Annotated in this window: 15 protein-coding genes and 1 riboswitch; of the genes, 10 read left to right on the forward strand and 5 right to left on the reverse strand. The window is 71.8% G+C overall.

What is annotated here, in order from left to right; all coding sequences use genetic code 11:
• Positions 1-33: 33 nt before the first annotated feature.
• Positions 34-1,302, reverse strand: a complete 1,269-nt coding sequence (locus ABD339_RS05680) for an NAD(P)/FAD-dependent oxidoreductase (RefSeq protein WP_344563087.1) — start codon at positions 1,300-1,302, stop codon at positions 34-36.
• 200 nt (positions 1,303-1,502) lie between these two features.
• Positions 1,503-1,615: riboswitch (TPP riboswitch) on the forward strand.
• Here ABD339_RS05680 and thiO point away from each other — a divergent pair.
• The 7 genes from thiO to ABD339_RS05715 all read left to right on the forward strand — a co-directional run bounded on the left by thiO (position 1,613) and on the right by ABD339_RS05715 (position 8,916).
• Positions 1,613-2,935 carry a glycine oxidase ThiO gene (gene thiO / locus ABD339_RS05685; RefSeq protein ID WP_344562787.1) on the forward strand — a complete coding sequence of 441 codons (1,323 nt, stop codon included), beginning with the start codon at positions 1,613-1,615 and terminating at the stop codon, positions 2,933-2,935. Its footprint overlaps the riboswitch before it by 3 nt.
• Complete coding sequence (gene thiS, locus ABD339_RS05690; protein WP_344562789.1) at positions 2,932-3,159, forward strand: sulfur carrier protein ThiS; 228 nt, start codon at positions 2,932-2,934, stop codon at positions 3,157-3,159. Before thiO ends, thiS begins: the two co-directional genes overlap by 4 nt.
• Positions 3,160-3,165: 6 nt before the next feature.
• The gene (locus ABD339_RS05695) at positions 3,166-3,966 is read left to right on the forward strand and encodes a thiazole synthase (RefSeq protein ID WP_344562791.1); all 801 of its coding nucleotides are present in this window, start codon (positions 3,166-3,168) and stop codon (positions 3,964-3,966) included.
• A gap of 269 nt (positions 3,967-4,235) precedes the next feature.
• Positions 4,236-6,215, forward strand: a complete 1,980-nt coding sequence (pknB, locus tag ABD339_RS05700; RefSeq protein ID WP_344562795.1) for a Stk1 family PASTA domain-containing Ser/Thr kinase — start codon at positions 4,236-4,238, stop codon at positions 6,213-6,215.
• A 438-nt stretch (positions 6,216-6,653) separates the two neighbouring features.
• The gene (locus tag ABD339_RS05705; RefSeq protein WP_344562797.1) at positions 6,654-7,430 is read left to right on the forward strand and encodes a transglycosylase SLT domain-containing protein; all 777 of its coding nucleotides are present in this window, start codon (positions 6,654-6,656) and stop codon (positions 7,428-7,430) included.
• 19 nt (positions 7,431-7,449) lie between these two features.
• A complete protein-coding gene (locus ABD339_RS05710; protein ID WP_344562799.1) occupies positions 7,450-8,328 on the forward strand; it encodes a deoxyribonuclease IV in 879 nt (292 codons plus the stop codon).
• A 114-nt stretch (positions 8,329-8,442) separates the two neighbouring features.
• Positions 8,443-8,916 (forward strand): DUF4396 domain-containing protein, encoded by a 474-nt coding sequence (locus ABD339_RS05715; protein ID WP_344562801.1) that lies wholly within the window; start codon positions 8,443-8,445, stop codon positions 8,914-8,916.
• A 96-nt stretch (positions 8,917-9,012) separates the two neighbouring features.
• Here the strand turns inward: ABD339_RS05715 and ABD339_RS05720 are convergent, their stop codons facing one another.
• Entirely contained in the window at positions 9,013-9,636 is a 624-nt protein-coding gene (locus ABD339_RS05720) for a sulfite oxidase-like oxidoreductase (protein ID WP_344562803.1), read from the reverse strand.
• 240 nt (positions 9,637-9,876) lie between these two features.
• Here ABD339_RS05720 and bfr point away from each other — a divergent pair, with 240 nt between their 5' ends.
• Positions 9,877-10,365: a bacterioferritin gene (gene bfr / locus ABD339_RS05725; protein ID WP_344562805.1), complete on the forward strand. Its 489-nt coding sequence runs from the start codon at positions 9,877-9,879 to the stop codon at positions 10,363-10,365.
• Between the two features lie 96 nt (positions 10,366-10,461).
• Here the strand turns inward: bfr and ABD339_RS05730 are convergent, their stop codons facing one another.
• Complete coding sequence (locus ABD339_RS05730) at positions 10,462-10,779, reverse strand: (2Fe-2S)-binding protein (protein WP_344562807.1); 318 nt, start codon at positions 10,777-10,779, stop codon at positions 10,462-10,464.
• A gap of 174 nt (positions 10,780-10,953) precedes the next feature.
• Positions 10,954-12,303, reverse strand: a complete 1,350-nt coding sequence (locus ABD339_RS05735) for a class II 3-deoxy-7-phosphoheptulonate synthase (protein WP_425575893.1) — start codon at positions 12,301-12,303, stop codon at positions 10,954-10,956.
• A gap of 105 nt (positions 12,304-12,408) precedes the next feature.
• Here ABD339_RS05735 and ABD339_RS05740 point away from each other — a divergent pair, with 105 nt between their 5' ends.
• Positions 12,409-12,714, forward strand: a complete 306-nt coding sequence (locus ABD339_RS05740; protein WP_344562809.1) for a hypothetical protein — start codon at positions 12,409-12,411, stop codon at positions 12,712-12,714.
• A 224-nt stretch (positions 12,715-12,938) separates the two neighbouring features.
• Positions 12,939-15,095 (forward strand): anthranilate synthase family protein, encoded by a 2,157-nt coding sequence (locus tag ABD339_RS05745; RefSeq protein WP_344563091.1) that lies wholly within the window; start codon positions 12,939-12,941, stop codon positions 15,093-15,095.
• Here ABD339_RS05745 and ABD339_RS05750 read toward each other — a convergent pair.
• Positions 15,076-16,080 carry a 2-hydroxyacid dehydrogenase gene (locus ABD339_RS05750; RefSeq protein WP_344563093.1) on the reverse strand — a complete coding sequence of 335 codons (1,005 nt, stop codon included), beginning with the start codon at positions 16,078-16,080 and terminating at the stop codon, positions 15,076-15,078. The two genes, ABD339_RS05745 and ABD339_RS05750, sit on opposite strands and share 20 nt — an antisense overlap.
• Between the last annotated feature and the right edge of the window lie 31 nt (positions 16,081-16,111).

The following is a 16,111-nucleotide window of genomic DNA, read 5'->3' on the forward strand; positions in this document are numbered from 1 at the left end:
GGGTTCCAGAGTGCCATCCCGCGCCGACAGCCACTAGCGCGCCGCCCTCTTCAGGGCGATGGAGGAGTCCGTCACCAGGGCCTTGTCCACCCGCGTGCCCTGCTGGACCAGCTTGCGCGCCTGCGCCAGATCGCGCGGCCTGCCCACCGCCAGCAGGGCGACGGGGCGGTCCTCGCGCAGCCAGCACACCGACCAGGCGGTGTCCTCGGGGTTGCCGCGCCACACCAGCTCATCGCCTGGGCCGTGGTGTCCGACGTACTGCACGAAGCGGCCGAACTGCTCGGACCAGAAGTAGGGCACCGGATCGTAGGCGACGCTCTCGGCCGCGCCGTCGGCGTGGCCCTCGGCCACCAGGTTCGCGGCGACCGTGCGCGGCCCCTGGAGCGCGTTGTCCCAGTGGTGGACCAGCAGGCGCCGGCCGTAGCGCGCTGAGGGGAAGGAGGCGCAGTCGCCCACGGCGTACACGCCCGGCACGGAGGTGCGCAGGTGGGTGTCGGCGAGCACGGCTCCGCCGTCGTCCAGCGTGATGCCCGAGCCCGCCATCCAGCCGGTGGCGGGCCTGGCGCCGATGCCGACCACGACCGCGTCGGCGGGCAGCCGCGTCCCGTCGGCCAGGACGGCCTCGCCCCGTCCGACGGAGGCCACCCGGGCGCCGGTGCGCAGCGTCACGCCCGCCTCCTCGTACCAGGCGCGCATCGGCGCGGACACCTCGGCGGGCAGCGCGCCGGGCAGCGGCCCGTCCGCCGCCTCCACGACGGTGACGGCACAGCCGCGCTCGCGCGCCGCCGTGGCGAACTCGGCGCCGATCCAGCCGGCCCCGACCACGACGATCTCGCCGCGCGCCGCCAGTACGGGCCGCAGCCGGCGCGCGTCGTCCAGGGTGCGCAGCAGGTGCACGCCGGGGGCGCCCTCGCTACCGGGGAGCGTCAGGGGCTCGGCCCCGGTGGCCAGCACGAGACGGTCGTAGTGGACGGGGCCCGCGTCGGTCTCCAGCAGCCGCTCGGCGGGGCGCAGTCCGGTGACGGTCCTGCCCAGCTCCAGTTCGATGCCCAGCGCCTCGAAGTCGATCTCCAGGAGCGGGATCTCGGCCTCCTCGCCCTTGCCGAGCAGGACGGCCTTGGACAGCGGCGGCCTGTCGTACGGGAGGTGCGGCTCGGCACCCACGATCCGCACCGGCCCCGGCCAGCCGTGCTCGCGCAGCTGTACGGCGGTCTGCACACCCGCGATCCCGGCGCCGACGATCACGGCCCGCTGCTCCCGGCTGTCGCCCGCCCCGTCCGGTCGTCCCTGACTTCCACTCATCCTGGCCTGCTGCTCTTGGCTTTCGCTCACCTCGTCCACCTCGTCACTGTATGCCGCTGCGCTCACGGGCCACTCGGCCGAAGGCGGGCTTGCGCCAGGGCCCTTACCGAAGCCGGCAGGGCTCCCGGCAGGCCCGTTCGCGGAACCCGTAACTCCCCTTAACGGGGCGCGGAGCACGGCAGTAGGCTGGGCCCGCACATCCGGCAATACGCGGGAGCCCGGCGCACCGGGCTGAGAGGGAGGCTGCGGCGGCCTCCGACCGTCCGAACCTGATCCGGGTCATTCCGGCGAAGGGAGCAGCGGCATCCCCATGCGTGCCACGACCTCGCGTGCCACGACATCGCACGCACCGGCCTCACGTGCACCGGCGTCCCGGAACGCGGCGTCACCGGACACAGCATCCGGCACCCGCGCCGGGCCGGGCGGCGGCCCGGCCGATGTGGCGGTCCTCGGCGGCGGCGTCATCGGGCTCGTCACCGCCTGGCGCACGGCCCGGCGCGGGCTGCGGGTCACCGTCGTCGATCCCGAACCCGGGGGCGGGGCCGCGCGGGTGGCCGCCGGCATGCTCGCCGCCGTCACCGAGCTGCACTACGGCGAGGAGACGCTGCTGGCCCTGAACCTGGCCTCCGCCGCCCGCTACCCGGACTTCGTGGCCGAACTGGAGGAGGCCGCCGGGCTGCCGACCGGATACCGCGCATGCGGCACCCTCGCCGTCGCGCTGGACGCCGACGACCGCGCCCACCTGCGCGAACTGCACGCCCTCCAGCAGCGGTGCGGCCTGGACGCCCAGTGGCTGACCGGGCGCGAATGCCGCCGCCTGGAGCCGCTGCTCTCCCCCGCCGTGCGCGGCGGCGCCCGCGTGGACGGCGACCACCAGATCGACCCGCGCCGGCTCGTCTCGGCGCTGCTGCTCGCCTGTGAGCGGGCGGGAGTCGCCTTCCGGCGCGCGCGAGCCGTACGGCTGCTCACCTCGGGAGACCGGGCGACCGGAGTCGAACTGGAGGACGGCACCGAACTCCCGGCCGGGCAGACCGTCCTCGCGCTGGGCTCGCGCAGCGGACAGCTGGCGGGCGTGCCCCCCGAGGTGCTGCCACCGGTACGCCCCGTCAAAGGACAGGTCCTGCGCCTCCGGATGCCGGGCAGGCACGCCGGGCCGGCCGGCGCGGGCGGTTCGTCCGGTCCGGCCGGTCCACACCCCGCCCCGCCCCCGTTTCTGGACCGTACGGTCCGGGCCGTGGTCCGCGGCGGGGCGCTCTACCTGGTGCCGCGCGAGGACGGCGAGCTGGTCGTCGGCGCCACCAGCGAGGAACTGGGCTGGGACACCACCGTGACCGCGGGCGGCGTCTACGAGCTGCTGCGGGACGCGCACGAACTGGTGCCCGGCATCACCGAACTGCCGCTGGCCGAGACCTGCGCCGGACTGCGGCCCGCCTCCCCCGACAACGCGCCGCTCCTCGGCCCCACCGCACTGCCCGGCCTCCATCTGGCCACCGGCCACTACCGCAACGGCGTGCTGCTCACCCCCGTCACCGGCGACATCATGGCCGAGCTGCTGACCTCCGGTCAGCTGCCCGAACAGGCGCGCCCCTTCACCCCGCAGCGCTTCTCACACCCACAGGAGCAGCCCGTATGACCTCCTCAGCAGCGACAGCGCACATGACCGTCACCGTCAACGGCCGGGCCCGCGCCCTCCCGGCCGGCCTCACCCTCGACCAGCTCGTGGCCACCTTCACCACGGCGCCCTCAGGCGTCGCGGCAGCCGTCAACGAAGACGTCGTCCCCCGCGGACAGTGGGCCGCGACCCGCCTCGGCGAAGGCGACCGCGTGGAAGTTCTCACCGCAGTCCAGGGAGGCTGAACAACGATGGCCGACGATCCGCTGACCATTGGCGACACCACTTTCACCGCCCGGCTGATCATGGGCACCGGCGGCGCCCCCAGCCTGGAGATCCTGGAGCGGGCCCTGCTCGCCTCCGGCACCGAACTGACCACCGTCGCCATGCGCCGCCTCGATCCGGACGTACACGGCTCCGTCCTCACGCTGCTGAACAAACACGGCATCCGGGTTCTGCCGAACACCGCCGGCTGCTACACCGCCGGCGAAGCGGTGCTCACCGCCCGGCTGGCCCGCGAAGCGCTGGGCACGGACTGGGTGAAGCTGGAGGTCATCGCAGACGAACGCACCCTGCTGCCGGACCCCGTCGAACTGCTGGACGCCGCCGAAACCCTGGTGGACGACGGCTTCACGGTGCTGCCCTACACCAACGACGACCCGATCCTCGCGCGCAAGCTGGAGGATGTGGGCTGCGCCGCGATCATGCCGCTGGGCTCGCCCATCGGTTCAGGGCTCGGCATCCGCAACCCGCACAACTTCCAGCTGATCACCGAACGGGCCGGCGTCCCGGTCGTACTGGACGCCGGCGCCGGCACCGCCTCGGACGCGGCCCTGGCCATGGAACTGGGGTGCTCGGCCGTGATGCTGGCGTCCGCGGTGACGCGGGCCCAGGAGCCGGTGCTCATGGCCGAGGGCATGCGGCGGGCGGTGCAGGCGGGACGGCTGGCGTTCCGCGCCGGACGCATTCCGCGGCGCCACTTCGCCGAGCCCTCCTCTCCTGCGGAGGGGCGCGCTTCGCTGGACCCTGAGCGACCTGCTTTTGGCTGCTGAGCCGGCGCTGTGCCCGCGCTCGTAGACCCTCTCCCAGTCGGTTTGCACTTCGGGTGCGGCGCCGTCGTGGGGGGCTCCGCCCCCCTAGAAGCCCCCGTCTCCCTACATTTGCACGCCCCATGTTCCCTGAACGCCACATCTGAACCATTGGCGCCCGCTCATCGAGCAAGAGGGCTCAAAGGACCGGAAAGCTACAGGTGCGGGAAACGCATGGGGGTACCCCCGGCCGGAGGCTGGGGGAGCCGGAGCGCCCTCGTACACTCTGCGCAATGGACACCACCCTCAAGGACCCCCTGGTCGGTCAGGTTCTCGATGGCCGGTACCGCATCGACGCGCGGGTGGCCGTCGGCGGTATGGCGACGGTCTACCGCGCGCTGGACACCCGCCTGGACCGCGTGCTGGCCCTGAAGGTGATGCACACGTCGTTGTCCACGGACGAGACGTTCGTGACGCGTTTCATCCGGGAGGCCAAGTCCGCCGCGCGGCTGGCGCACCAGAACGTGGTGGGGGTGTTCGACCAGGGCACGGACGGTACGTACGTGTACCTGGCGATGGAGTACGTGTCCGGGTGCACCCTGCGCGACGTGCTGCGGGACCGGGGAGCGCTCCAGCCGCGCGCCGCGCTGGACATCCTGGAGCCGGTGCTGGCGGCGCTGGGTGCCGCCCACCGGGCGGGCCTCGTGCACCGGGACGTGAAGCCGGAGAACGTCCTCATAGGGGACGACGGCCGGGTGAAGGTCGCCGACTTCGGGCTCGTGCGGGCCGTGGACAGTCAGACGTCGGCGACGACCGACTCGATTCTGGGCACTGTCTCCTATCTGGCGCCGGAGCAGATCGAGGAGGGCATGGCGGATACGCGGACGGATCTGTACGCGTGCGGCGTGATGCTCTACGAGATGCTGACCGGCGCCAAGCCGCATTCGGGCGGGACGCCCGCTCAGGTGCTCTACCAGCACCTCAACAGGGACATGCCGCTGCCCTCGGGTGCGGTCCCCGGCATGGCGGCGGCGCTGGACGGGCTGGTCGCCCGTGCCGCGGCCCGTTCTCCGGAGGACCGGCCCGATGACGCGGTGGCGCTGCTCTCGGAGGCCCGCGCCCTCCGCGCGGGGCTGACCGAGGCGCAGCTGGACGCCGTACCGCCGCTGGCCAAGGAGCGGGGCGCGCAGGCGGCCACGGGCGGCGTGCGTGAGGCGGCGGGGGCGGATGCCGGGGACGGCGCCGAGACGTATGTGATCCCGCGGCCCGCACCGGACGCGGACGCGGCGGCGCGGGATCGCACCACACGGCTGGCCGCCGGGCCCCTGGTGCCGCCGGTCGTGCCGGAGGGGTCGGACAGCGAGGTCATGGGATCGGTCGGCGGGCCCGGCCGGCGGCGCAGACCGCGCCTTGGGGTGCTGGTCGCGGCGGGCGCGGTGCTGGCGGTGCTGCTCGGTACGGGCATCTGGTACATCAATTCGGGCCAGTTCATCAAGACGCCGCCCGTGCTGGACAAGACCCAGTCCAAGGCCACGAAGGTGCTGGAGGACGCGGGGCTCGATGTGCGGGTCGAGCGCGACTACAGCGAGCGGATCGAGCGCGGCCACGTCATCGGCACCGACCCGGAGCCGGGCGAGCGCGTCCGGCGCAGCGGTGGCGTCACGCTGACCGTCTCGCGGGGGCCGAAGGTCGTGAAGGTTCCTGATCTCCAGGGGATGCCGCTGTCCGACGCCCGGCGCAAGCTGAAGGACGCGGGGCTGGAGCCGGGTGTGGTCGAGCGGCGTTTCGACGAGGAGACCGCGCGGGGCTCGGTCGTCTCCACCGAGCCGTCGGCCGGTGACAAGCGCCGTCCGGGTGCCGCTGTGGCCCTCACGGTGTCCAAGGGTGAGCCGGTCGATGTCCCCGATGTGGTCGGGGACGAGGAGGCGGAGGCGGCCGATGAGCTGCGCTCGGAGGGGCTGAAGGTGCGTATCGCGGCCAAGCGGGTCTTCTCCGAGGAGGACAAGGGCTCTGTCGCCCGTCAGTCCCCGGCTGAGGCTGCGCGGGCCGCCAAGGGCGACACGGTCACGCTGACCCTCTCCAAGGGGCCGGAGATGGTCGAGGTGCCCGATGTGGAGGACAGCGGCGAGGACGAGGCCCGCAAGCAGCTGGAGCAGGCGGGGTTCTCCGTCACGGTGCGGCGGGTCTTCTTCGGGGACACGGTCTTCAACCAGTCGCCCGACAGCGGCGAGGAGGCCCCCAAGGGCTCCGAGGTCACCATCTGGCTGCGCTGATGCCTCACCGGCCCTCAGCTCGCCCGTAGCAGGATCGCTCAAACCCCGGTCACCGTCGGCTCTTCGCCGACGGTGACCTGCGTTTTCGGGCTCCGGAAAACGGCATGTCCGACAAGGGCGAACAGTGGCGATACCTGCGAACAAAGCGCGCAGAGCCGGTGACTGTTCGTACCGAAACCCTCCGCGGCATGTGAGCCCGAGCATAGGACGCACGTCACCTACGAAAGTGTTTAGTGAGGGCGCACGGGCCTGTCCTCCCGGAAAACGGGGGAAGGTGATACCGCTTTTACGAGCCCGGGTAGTACGTCACATTATTGATTTCCCAAATCGGACCCTCTAACAATTGCCGACGTCGCACGGCGCCGTGAAACAGAACTCGGCGTTTCCACCGGCTTCCCCGCCTCTGCGACGCCAGCGATGGAAAGGTCCGCTCTCCTTATGCCCAGCATCTCCGGCTTCACGCTCAGTCCCAAGGCCAAGAAGATTTCCACGGTCGGCATCGGCACCGCGGGCGCGGCGGCTCTCGCGCTGACGGTCCTCCCCGGCACCGCGGCGCACGGCGACTCCAGCCAGGCTTCGGCCAAGAAGATCGCGACGCAGGATGCCGCGTTCAGCTCCACGTCCTCCTCGGTTCTGCCCAAGCAGGGCAAGGACCTGACCGGCCAGAGCAGCTCCAGCCTTCTGCAGCTTCCCGAGGACGGCAAGAAGGTCGAGGGGTCCGACGACGCCACCACGACCACGGCGCAGGCGGCGCAGGCGAAGAAGGCCGCCGAGGCGAAGGCCGCGGCAGCGAAGGCCGCAGCCGCCAAGAAGGCGGAGGCGAAGGCCGCCAAGGAGCGCGCCGCCAAGCAGGCCGCGAGCCGGTCCGCCAAGCGCGCCGCCCAGCCGACCTACCCGAACAACCTGGACGGCTGGATCCGCGAGGCCCGCGCGATCATGGCCAAGCACGGCATCCCCGGCTCCTACGAGGGAATCAAGCGCAACATCATCCGCGAGTCGGGCGGCAACCCGAAGGCGCAGAACAACTGGGACATCAACGCCCGGAACGGCGTGCCGTCCAAGGGTCTGCTCCAGACCATCCAGCCGACCTTCGACGCGTACCACGTGGCGGGCACGTCCAAGGACATGACCGACCCTGTCGCGAACATCGTCGCCGCCTGCAACTACGCGGCCGACAGGTACGGTTCGATGGACAATGTGAACTCGGCATACTGAGTTCGGCATACTGAGCGGTGTGACCACGAACGAGAAGCAGCGCACCCGCAATCCCATTGGCGGCCATGTTCCCGTAGCCGGGGGCTTGGCCGCCAATGGCATTTCTTATGCCGCAGACATCGGCGCCGAAGCAGTTCAGGTCTTCGTCGCCAATCCGCGCGGCTGGGCCACGTCCCCCGGAAATGCGAAGCAGGACGAGCAATTCCGGGAAGCGTGTGCGGAGCGCGAGATTCCGGCGTATGTCCATGCGCCTTATCTCATCAATTTCGGCTCGCACAGCGAGGAGACGGCCACCAAGTCCGTCTCCTCGATGAGACATTCGCTGCGCCGCGGCCGGGACATCGGCGCGCGGGGAGTCGTCGTCCATACCGGAGCGGCGACCGGCGGCCGGGCGCGCGAGACCGCGCTCGCCCAGGCGCGGGAGCTGATGCTCCCGCTGCTGGAGGAGCTGACCCACGACGAGGACCCCTGGCTGCTGTTGGAGCCGACGGCCGGGCAGGGCGCCTCGCTGTGCTCCCAAGTGGCGGAGCTGGGCCCCTACTTCGACGTACTGGAGCACCATCCGCGCCTCGGGGTCTGCCTCGACACCTGCCATGTCTTCGCCGCCGGACACGACCTGGCAGCCCCCGGCGGAGTACCGCGCACACTGGACGAGCTGGAGTCGGTCATAGGTCCGGGGCGGCTGCGGCTGATCCACGCCAATGACTCCAAGGACGTGGTCGGCGCGCACAAGGACCGGCACGCGACCATCGGCTCCGGCCATATCGGCGCCGACCCCTTCCGGGACCTGTTCCGCCACCCCCTGACCGCCGGGGTCCCGCTGGTGATCGAAACACCCGGAGGCAAGGAGGGGCACGCGGCGGACGTGGAGCAGCTCAAGAAGCTCCGGGACGCCTGAGAGGGAACACTGGACGACGCCTGAGAGGGAACACGGGTCCCGGAATACCCCGAGGGGGTATACGGTTGACCGGGACGACGGCAAGATCCGCTCTCTTCCGGCGAGGTGTCGACGATGACGCAGCACTCCCACGGCCCGCACGACGGCCATGGCCCGGCGACCTGGGCCATGGCCGCCCGCGCCACGCTGCACTGTCTGACCGGCTGCGCCCTGGGTGAGGTCCTGGGCATGGTGATCGGCACCGCGCTGGCCTGGTCCAACGCGCCCACGGTGGTCCTGGCGACCGCCCTGGCCTTCGTCTTCGGCTACAGCCTCACCATGTCGGCCGTGCTGCGCGCCGGCCTCGGCTTCAAGGAAGCCATCAAGGTGGCGCTCGCCGCCGACACGGTTTCGATCCTGGTCATGGAGCTGATCGACAACGGTGTCGAGCTGGTGATCCCCGGCGCTATGAACGCCCAGCTGTCGCAGTGGCTCTTCTGGGGCTCGCTGGCCCTCGCACTCGCGCTCGCGTTCGTGGTCACCACCCCGGTCAACCGCTGGCTGATCGGCAAGGGCAAGGGCCACGCGGTGATGCACCAGTACCACTGACGCCACCGAGACCACGGATGTCACCAGGACCACCGAGTCACCAGGGACCACGGATATCCGCGCCCCCCCTGACGCACCCCCGGCATCATCCGCCCGCTACAGCTCGGGGCCGTCCCCCGGCTCCTCCTGGTAGGAGTAGCGCTGCTCCTGCCAGGGGTCGCCGATGTTGTGATAGCCGCGCTCCTCCCAGAAGCCGCGGCGGTCGGCCGTCATGTACTCGATGCCCCTGACCCACTTGGGGCCCTTCCAGGCGTACAAATCGGGCACCACCAGCCGGACGGGAAAGCCGTGCTCGGCCGTGAGCAGCTCACCGGCCCGGTGGGTGGCGAAGACCGCGTTCTCAGCCGCGAAGTCGGACAGCCGCAGATTGGAGCTGAAGCCGTACTCGGCCCACACCATCACATGGGTCACCTCGGGCGCCGGGGGCGCCAGACCGAGGACCGTGCGGGCACGTACGCCGCCCCACTCGGCGCCCAGCATGCTGAACTTCGCGACGCAGTGGAGGTCGGCCAGCACTGTCTCGTACGGCAGGGCCGAGAACTGCTCGTGGTCCCAGCAGTGCTTGTCGCCGTCCGCCGTGGCGCCGAAGACCCGGAAATCCCACCGTTCGGGCTTGAACTTCGGGACGGGCCCGTAGTGCGTGACCGGCCAGCCGCGCTGGAGCCGCTGCCCGGGGGGAAGCTCCGGTACCTCCCCTTCGCGGCTTTGCGGCTGACCCATGGTCTCCATGGTGACAGACACCGGAGGCCGCCCTTGACCGCCCCCTGAGCCCCGCGTCCCGCGTGCCGCCCCGGAACGCGGCGCCGCAGCTCACGCCCGCAAATTCGGGCAAATTCGGTAAGCCTGTACTTACTGGACCTGGTCGCGGGCGCGGTGCGAGGATGCGCCCTGCGCACGCGCCTCTCCGCTCCGTCGCGCAACGACCCATGTGTTCACGCCCCCTGGAAGGAGCCCGCCACCATGCAGGGCGATCCCGAGGTCATCGAGTTCCTCAACGAGCAGCTCACCGCCGAGCTGACCGCGATCAACCAGTACTTCCTGCACGCGAAGATGCAGGAACACCTGGGCTACACGAAGCTCGCCGCATACACCCGCTCCGAGTCCTTCGACGAGATGCGGCACGCGGAGCGGCTGACCGACCGCATCCTGTTCCTGGAGGGCCTGCCGAACTACCAGCGGCTCTTCCATGTACGGGTCGGGCAGACGGTCACCGAGATGTTCAAGGCGGACCGGCAGGTCGAGGTCGAGGCGATCGACCGGCTGCGGCGTGGCATCGAACTGATGCGGGCCAAGGGCGACATCACCTCGGCGAACATCTTCGAGGACATCCTGGCGGACGAGGAGCACCACATCGACTACCTCGACACCCAGCTCGAACTGGTCGAGAAGCTGGGCGAGGCCCTCTACATCGCCCAGCAGATCGAGCAGAAGGCGCCCGACGAGACCTGAGCCCGGGGCGGGACCCGCACCGGGGCCGGGTTCGTGCCGCGGGCGGGGCCGGATTCGCGGCCGGGATCCGCGCGGCAGGGCGCGGAAACCGTCGCGTTACGCAGCTACCCGGGCGGCGGAGGCAGCCGGCGTCTCCACGGGTTCGGGCTTCAGTCCGGGCAACCCGGACGGCTCGGGCGGCTCCGCCCCGGCATCCGGCGCGGGGGCCGCCGTCAGCGCCGGCTCGCCGCGCTCCAGGGATTCTCGCCGGGGGCACTGGCCGCGCCCGAGGAGCCCTTGGATACGGCGGACACAGGAGCCGCAGTCCGTTCCGGCCTTGCTCGCGGAGGCGATCTGACGCGGCGTGCAAGCACCCTCCGCCGCGTGCTCACGCACCTGCTCCTCGGTGATGCCGAAGCATGAGCAGACGTACACGCGGTCACCTCCGCTCCGGTCGGGTGCAGCTTCCTGTGAGGTTAACCTAACCTTACCCGTCCGAATGTGTCCACATACGTGCCTGGGGCCCGCGTCACACTTGGCGACGCGGGCCCCGGTTCTGCCTCATGCGACCTCACGCAGCCTCACCCGGCCGCACGCACCCTCAAGGGGTCACTGGTCGCGGTACATCTCCGCGACGAGGAACGCCAGGTCGAGCGACTGGCTGCGGTTCAGGCGCGGGTCGCAGGCCGTCTCGTAGCGCTGGTGCAGGTCGTCGACGAAGATCTCGTCGCCGCCGCCCACGCACTCGGTCACATCGTCGCCGGTCAGCTCCATGTGGATGCCGCCGGGGTGGGTGCCCAGGCCCTTGTGGACCTCGAAGAAGCCCTTGACCTCGTCCAGCACGTCGTCGAAGCGGCGGGTCTTGTGGCCGCTGGCCGCCTCGAAGGTGTTGCCGTGCATCGGGTCGCAGACCCAGGCGACCTGCGCGCCGGAGGCGGTGACCTTCTCCACCAGCTCCGGCAGCCGGTCGCGGACCTTGTCGGCGCCCATCCGCGTGATGAACGTCAACCGGCCCGGCTCGCGATCCGGGTCGAGCCGCTCGATGAGCGCGAGCGCCTCCTCGGCGGTCGTCGTCGGGCCCAGCTTGACGCCGACGGGGTTGCGGACCCGGGAGGCGAACTCGATGTGCGCGCCGTCCAGTTGGCGGGTGCGCTCGCCGATCCAGATCATGTGCCCGGAGACGTCGTAGAGGTTGCCGCTGCGCGAATCGACGCGGGTGAGCGCCGACTCGTAGTCCAGCAGCAGCGCCTCGTGCGAGGAGTAGAACTCGACGGTGCGCAGCTCCTCGGGGTCGGTGCCGCAGGCCCGCATGAACTTCATGGCCTGGTCGATCTCGCGGGCCAGCGCCTCGTAGCGCTGCCCGGAGGGGCTGCTCTTGACGAAGTCCTGGTTCCAGGCGTGGACCTGGCGCAGGTCGGCGTAGCCGCCGGTGGTGAAGGCGCGCACCAGGTTCAGCGTGGAGGCCGAGGCGTGGTACATCCGCTTCAGCCGCTCGGGGTCGGGCCGGCGGGATGCCTCGGTGAACTCGAAGCCGTTGACCGAGTCGCCCCGGTAGACCGGCAGGGTCACCCCGTCGCGGGTCTCGGTCGGCTTGGAGCGGGGCTTGCTGTACTGGCCCGCGATCCGGCCGACCTTGACGACGGGCACGGAGCCCGCGTAGGTCAGCACGGCGCCCATCTGGAGGAGCGTCTTCAGCTTGTTGCGGATGTGCTCCGCGCTGACCTGGTCGAACGCCTCCGCGCAGTCGCCGCCCTGGAGCAGGAACGCCTCACCGCGCGCGACCGAGGCCAGCCGGGCACGCAGCTGGTCGCACTCGCCCGCGAAGACGAGCGGAGGATAGGACTCCAGCTCCGTGAGGGCGTCGCGCAGAGCCTGCTGGTCCGGCCAGTCGGGCTGCTGTGCTGCGGGCAGATCTCGCCAGGTGTGGGCATCGGCTTCGAGGCGGGCGTTCAGAGTCACGCGTCCAAGGTTACGGCGTCGCCGCGGCTCGCCCACCCCCTGCCCGGAATGCGAGACCGGTGGACGGACGTGGACGGACGGGGCTTCGGAGTGAAGGCGGTGCCGATGGACCTCGGGGAGGTCACCGCGGACGCGGAAGGCGCGGAAGGCGCGGGGGACGCGGAAGGCGCGGGGGACGCGGGGGACGCGGGGGACGCGGCGAGAGCAGATGCCGCGGCGGAGCCCGGAGACACGACAGGTGCGGAAGACGCGGGAGACGCGGAAGGCGCGGGAGACGCGGAAGGCGCGGGAGACGCGGGGGCCGGCCTGGGCGTCGCATCCGCTAGGGTGGCGCGCATGCACGCGCTTTCGACCATGAACTGGTGGTGGCCCGCTTCCCTGGCGGCCCACCCCGACGCGCGTATGCACTGAGCACGCTCAGACCACCGCGACAGGCCGCCCGAGGGGCGGCCTTTTTCGTGTGTGCGGCCGTTCCTCTCCGCCCTCTCCCCTCCTGTACCGAGACGGAAGGAACCGCCCCCGTGTCCCGAGCCCTGCCCCGGCCCGCCACCGCCCATCCAGCCGACCATCCGCCCCGCCCTGCCCGTCCCGCCCGCGACGGGACCCCGCCCGCCTCCCGGCCCTCGCCCCGCGCGCTGATCGAGGCGCTGGCCCGCGAGGACGCACCGCCCTTCGCGCTGCTGCACAGGTGCGGGCCCGGCCGGGACCCGGCGACCGTCGAACTGCTGACCGGCACCGTGCGCGAGGTGGAGCGGCTCGCCGACATCCCGCTCGGCCAGGACGAGGGCGCCGTGGCGGCGGGGGCGCTCGCGCTGGTGCCGTTCCGGCAGATCCGGGAGCGCGGCTTCGATGTGCGCGACGACGGCACGCCGCTGTCGGTGCTGCTGCCCCAGGAGCGGCACGAACTGCCGCTGGACGCCGCGCTGGAGGCGCTGCCCGGCCACCGGGTGCGCGTCGAAGAGGGCGCGTTCGAGGTGACCGACGCCGCGTACGAGGAGATCGTGCGCCGGGTCGTGCGGGACGAGATCGGCGCGGGCGAGGGCGCCAACTTCGTCATCCGGCGCGACTACCGGGGCCGCATCCCCGGCTTCTCGCGCGCCGACGCGCTCGCGCTCTTCGGCCGCCTGCTGCGCGGGGAACAGGGCGCCTACTGGACATTCGTCGTCCACACGGGCGCCCGCGTCCTGGTGGGCGCCAGCCCCGAGGCACACGTACGGATGACGGGGTTCAGCGGAAGCGAAGCGTCCTCCTCCATCGGCGGTGACGGGCGGCGGGCGGGCGCCACCGTCGTGATGAACCCCATCAGCGGCACCTACCGCTACCCGCCGCAGGGCCCGGACGTGGAGGGACTGCTGGACTTCCTGGCCGACCGCAAGGAGAGCGAGGAGCTGTCCATGGTGGTCGACGAGGAGCTGAAGATGATGTGCACCGTCGGCGACGAGGGCGGGGTGGTGGTCGGCCCCCGGCTCAAGGAGATGGCCCACCTGGCGCACACCGAATACGAACTGCGCGGGCGCAGCACCCTGGATGTGCGCGAGGTGCTGCGCGAGACGATGTTCGCGGCGACTGTGACCGGCTCGCCCGTGGAGAACGCCTGCCGGGTGATCGAGCGCTACGAGCCGGGCGGGCGTGGCTACTACGCGGGGGCGCTGGCGCTGCTCGGGCACGACTCGCCCGGGCCCATCGCCCCGCCTCCGGCCGGGCGGGACCCCCAGGAAGGCGCACCCGGCGGCGCCCAGACCCTCGACTCCCCCATTCTCATCCGCACCGCCGACATCGACGCGGCCAGCGGCCGGCTGCGCGTCCCCGTGGGGGCCACCCTCGTACGGGCGTCCGACCCCGCGAGCGAGGTCGCCGAGACCCACGCGAAGGCCGCCGGTGTGCTGACCGCGCTGGGCGTACGGGAGGCACCGGCACGGCCCGCGGGCGGCCCGCGCCCGAAGCTGGGCGACGACCCCCGGGTGCGGGCCGCGCTGGAGCGACGGCGAGCGGGCCTGGCCCCCTTCTGGCTGCGGATGCGGGTGGACCCGCGTCCCGTGCACCCGGCGGCGGACGCGACCCGGCAGGCCCAGGCTGACTCACAGGCGGGAGCGCAGGCGCGGGCCGGTGCCGAGCTTGCGGCCGGGGGGCGGCCCGGACGCGAGGTGCTGGTCGTGGACGGCGAGGACACCTTCACCTCGATGCTGGCTCATCTGCTGCGCTCGACCGGCTACGCCGTGCGCGTGCGGCGCTACGACGAACCGGGCCTGTGCCAGGCCGCGGCGGCCCACCCGGGGCCCGTCGTACTGGGCCCGGGGCCGGGCGACCCGCGCCGGAGCACCGACCCGAAGATGCGGCTTTTGCGCGGGCTGGCCGCCACGCTGGTGCGCGCCCGGCGGCAGCCGCTGCTGGGTGTCTGCCTCGGTCACGAGCTGCTCGCCGCCGAACTGGGGCTCGACCTGGTGCGCAAGGCGAAGCCGTACCAGGGCGCGCAGGAGCGGATCGACCTGTTCGGGCGGCCCGAGACGGTCGGCTTCTACAACTCTTACACCGCGCGCTGCGACGAGGAAGCCGTGGACGAACTCGTCCTGCACGGCGTGGAGTTGAGCCGGGATCCGGCGACCGGCGAGATCCACGCGCTGCGCGGGCCCGGCTTCGCGGGAGTGCAGTTCCACCCCGAGTCGGTGCTGACGCTGGACGGTGTGAAGGTCATCGAGCGGCTGCTGGCCACGCTCAGCGACGCGGCGCCGGCCCTCCAGGGTCCGGCCCTCCCGGCGGGCCCGGCCGCCCCGCTCAGGTCGAGTCCGGGCTGACGAGGACATTCGCGTTCGTGCGGCCGGCCAGGTAGTCCTCGATGTTGCCGACGGTGGTGTCGAGGATCTGGCCGACCGCGTCCCGCGTGAAGTACGCCTGGTGAGAGGTGACCAGGACGTTGCTGAAGGTCATCAGGCGGGCGAGCACGTCGTCCTGGACCACGTCGAGGGACCGGTCCATGAAGAAGAGCCCGGCCTCCGCCTCGTACACGTCCAGGGCCACCCCGCTGAAGCGCCCGAGGCGCAGCTCCTCGACCAGCGCCTCGGAGTCGACGAGGCCGCCGCGGCTGGAGTTGACCAGCAGCGCGTCGTCCTTCATCTCCCGCAGTTCCGCGCGCCCGATGAGGTGGTGGGTCTCGGGCAGCAGCGGCACATGCAGGCTGATCAGGTCGGCGTCTCGCAGCAGCCGCCGCAGTCCGACGTACTCCATGCCCAATGCGGCGCAGGCCGGATTCGGCGTGACGTCCCAGCCCAGCAGGCGCATGCCGAAGCCGTGGGCGATGCGGGTGAACGCCTCGCCGATCCTGCCGGTGCCCAGGACACCGACGGTGCGGCCGTGCACGTCGCGGCCCATCAGCCCGTCGAGCCGGAAGTCGAAGTCGCGGGTGCGCCGGGTCGCGCGCGCCACGTGACGGTTGACGGCCAGCGCCAGCGCCCAGGCGAATTCCGCGACGGCGTGCGGCGAGTAGGCGGCGACCCGGGCCACGGTCATGCCCAGCCCGGCCGCCGTGTCCAGGGCGATGTTGTTGAAGCCGGTGGCGCGCTGGGCGATCATCCGCGTGCCGCCCGCCGCGAGGATCTTCAGCACCTCGGCGTCGAGGTCGGCGTTGACACTGACGGAGACGACCTCGTGACCGGACGCGAGGGGCGCGGTGTCGCGGTTCATGAACACCTCCAGACAGCGCACCGAGAGCTGGCGCTCCCTGAATGCCTCCTCCAGCAGGGGCTGCTCGTCCGACACGACACCGAAGGCGAGGATCTCCACGGACTTCTCCCGGGGCTTCGCGAGGGACACA

This window comes from Streptomyces axinellae, assembly GCF_039532135.1.
In the GTDB taxonomy this organism is placed as follows: Bacteria; Actinomycetota; Actinomycetes; order Streptomycetales; family Streptomycetaceae; genus Streptomyces; species Streptomyces axinellae.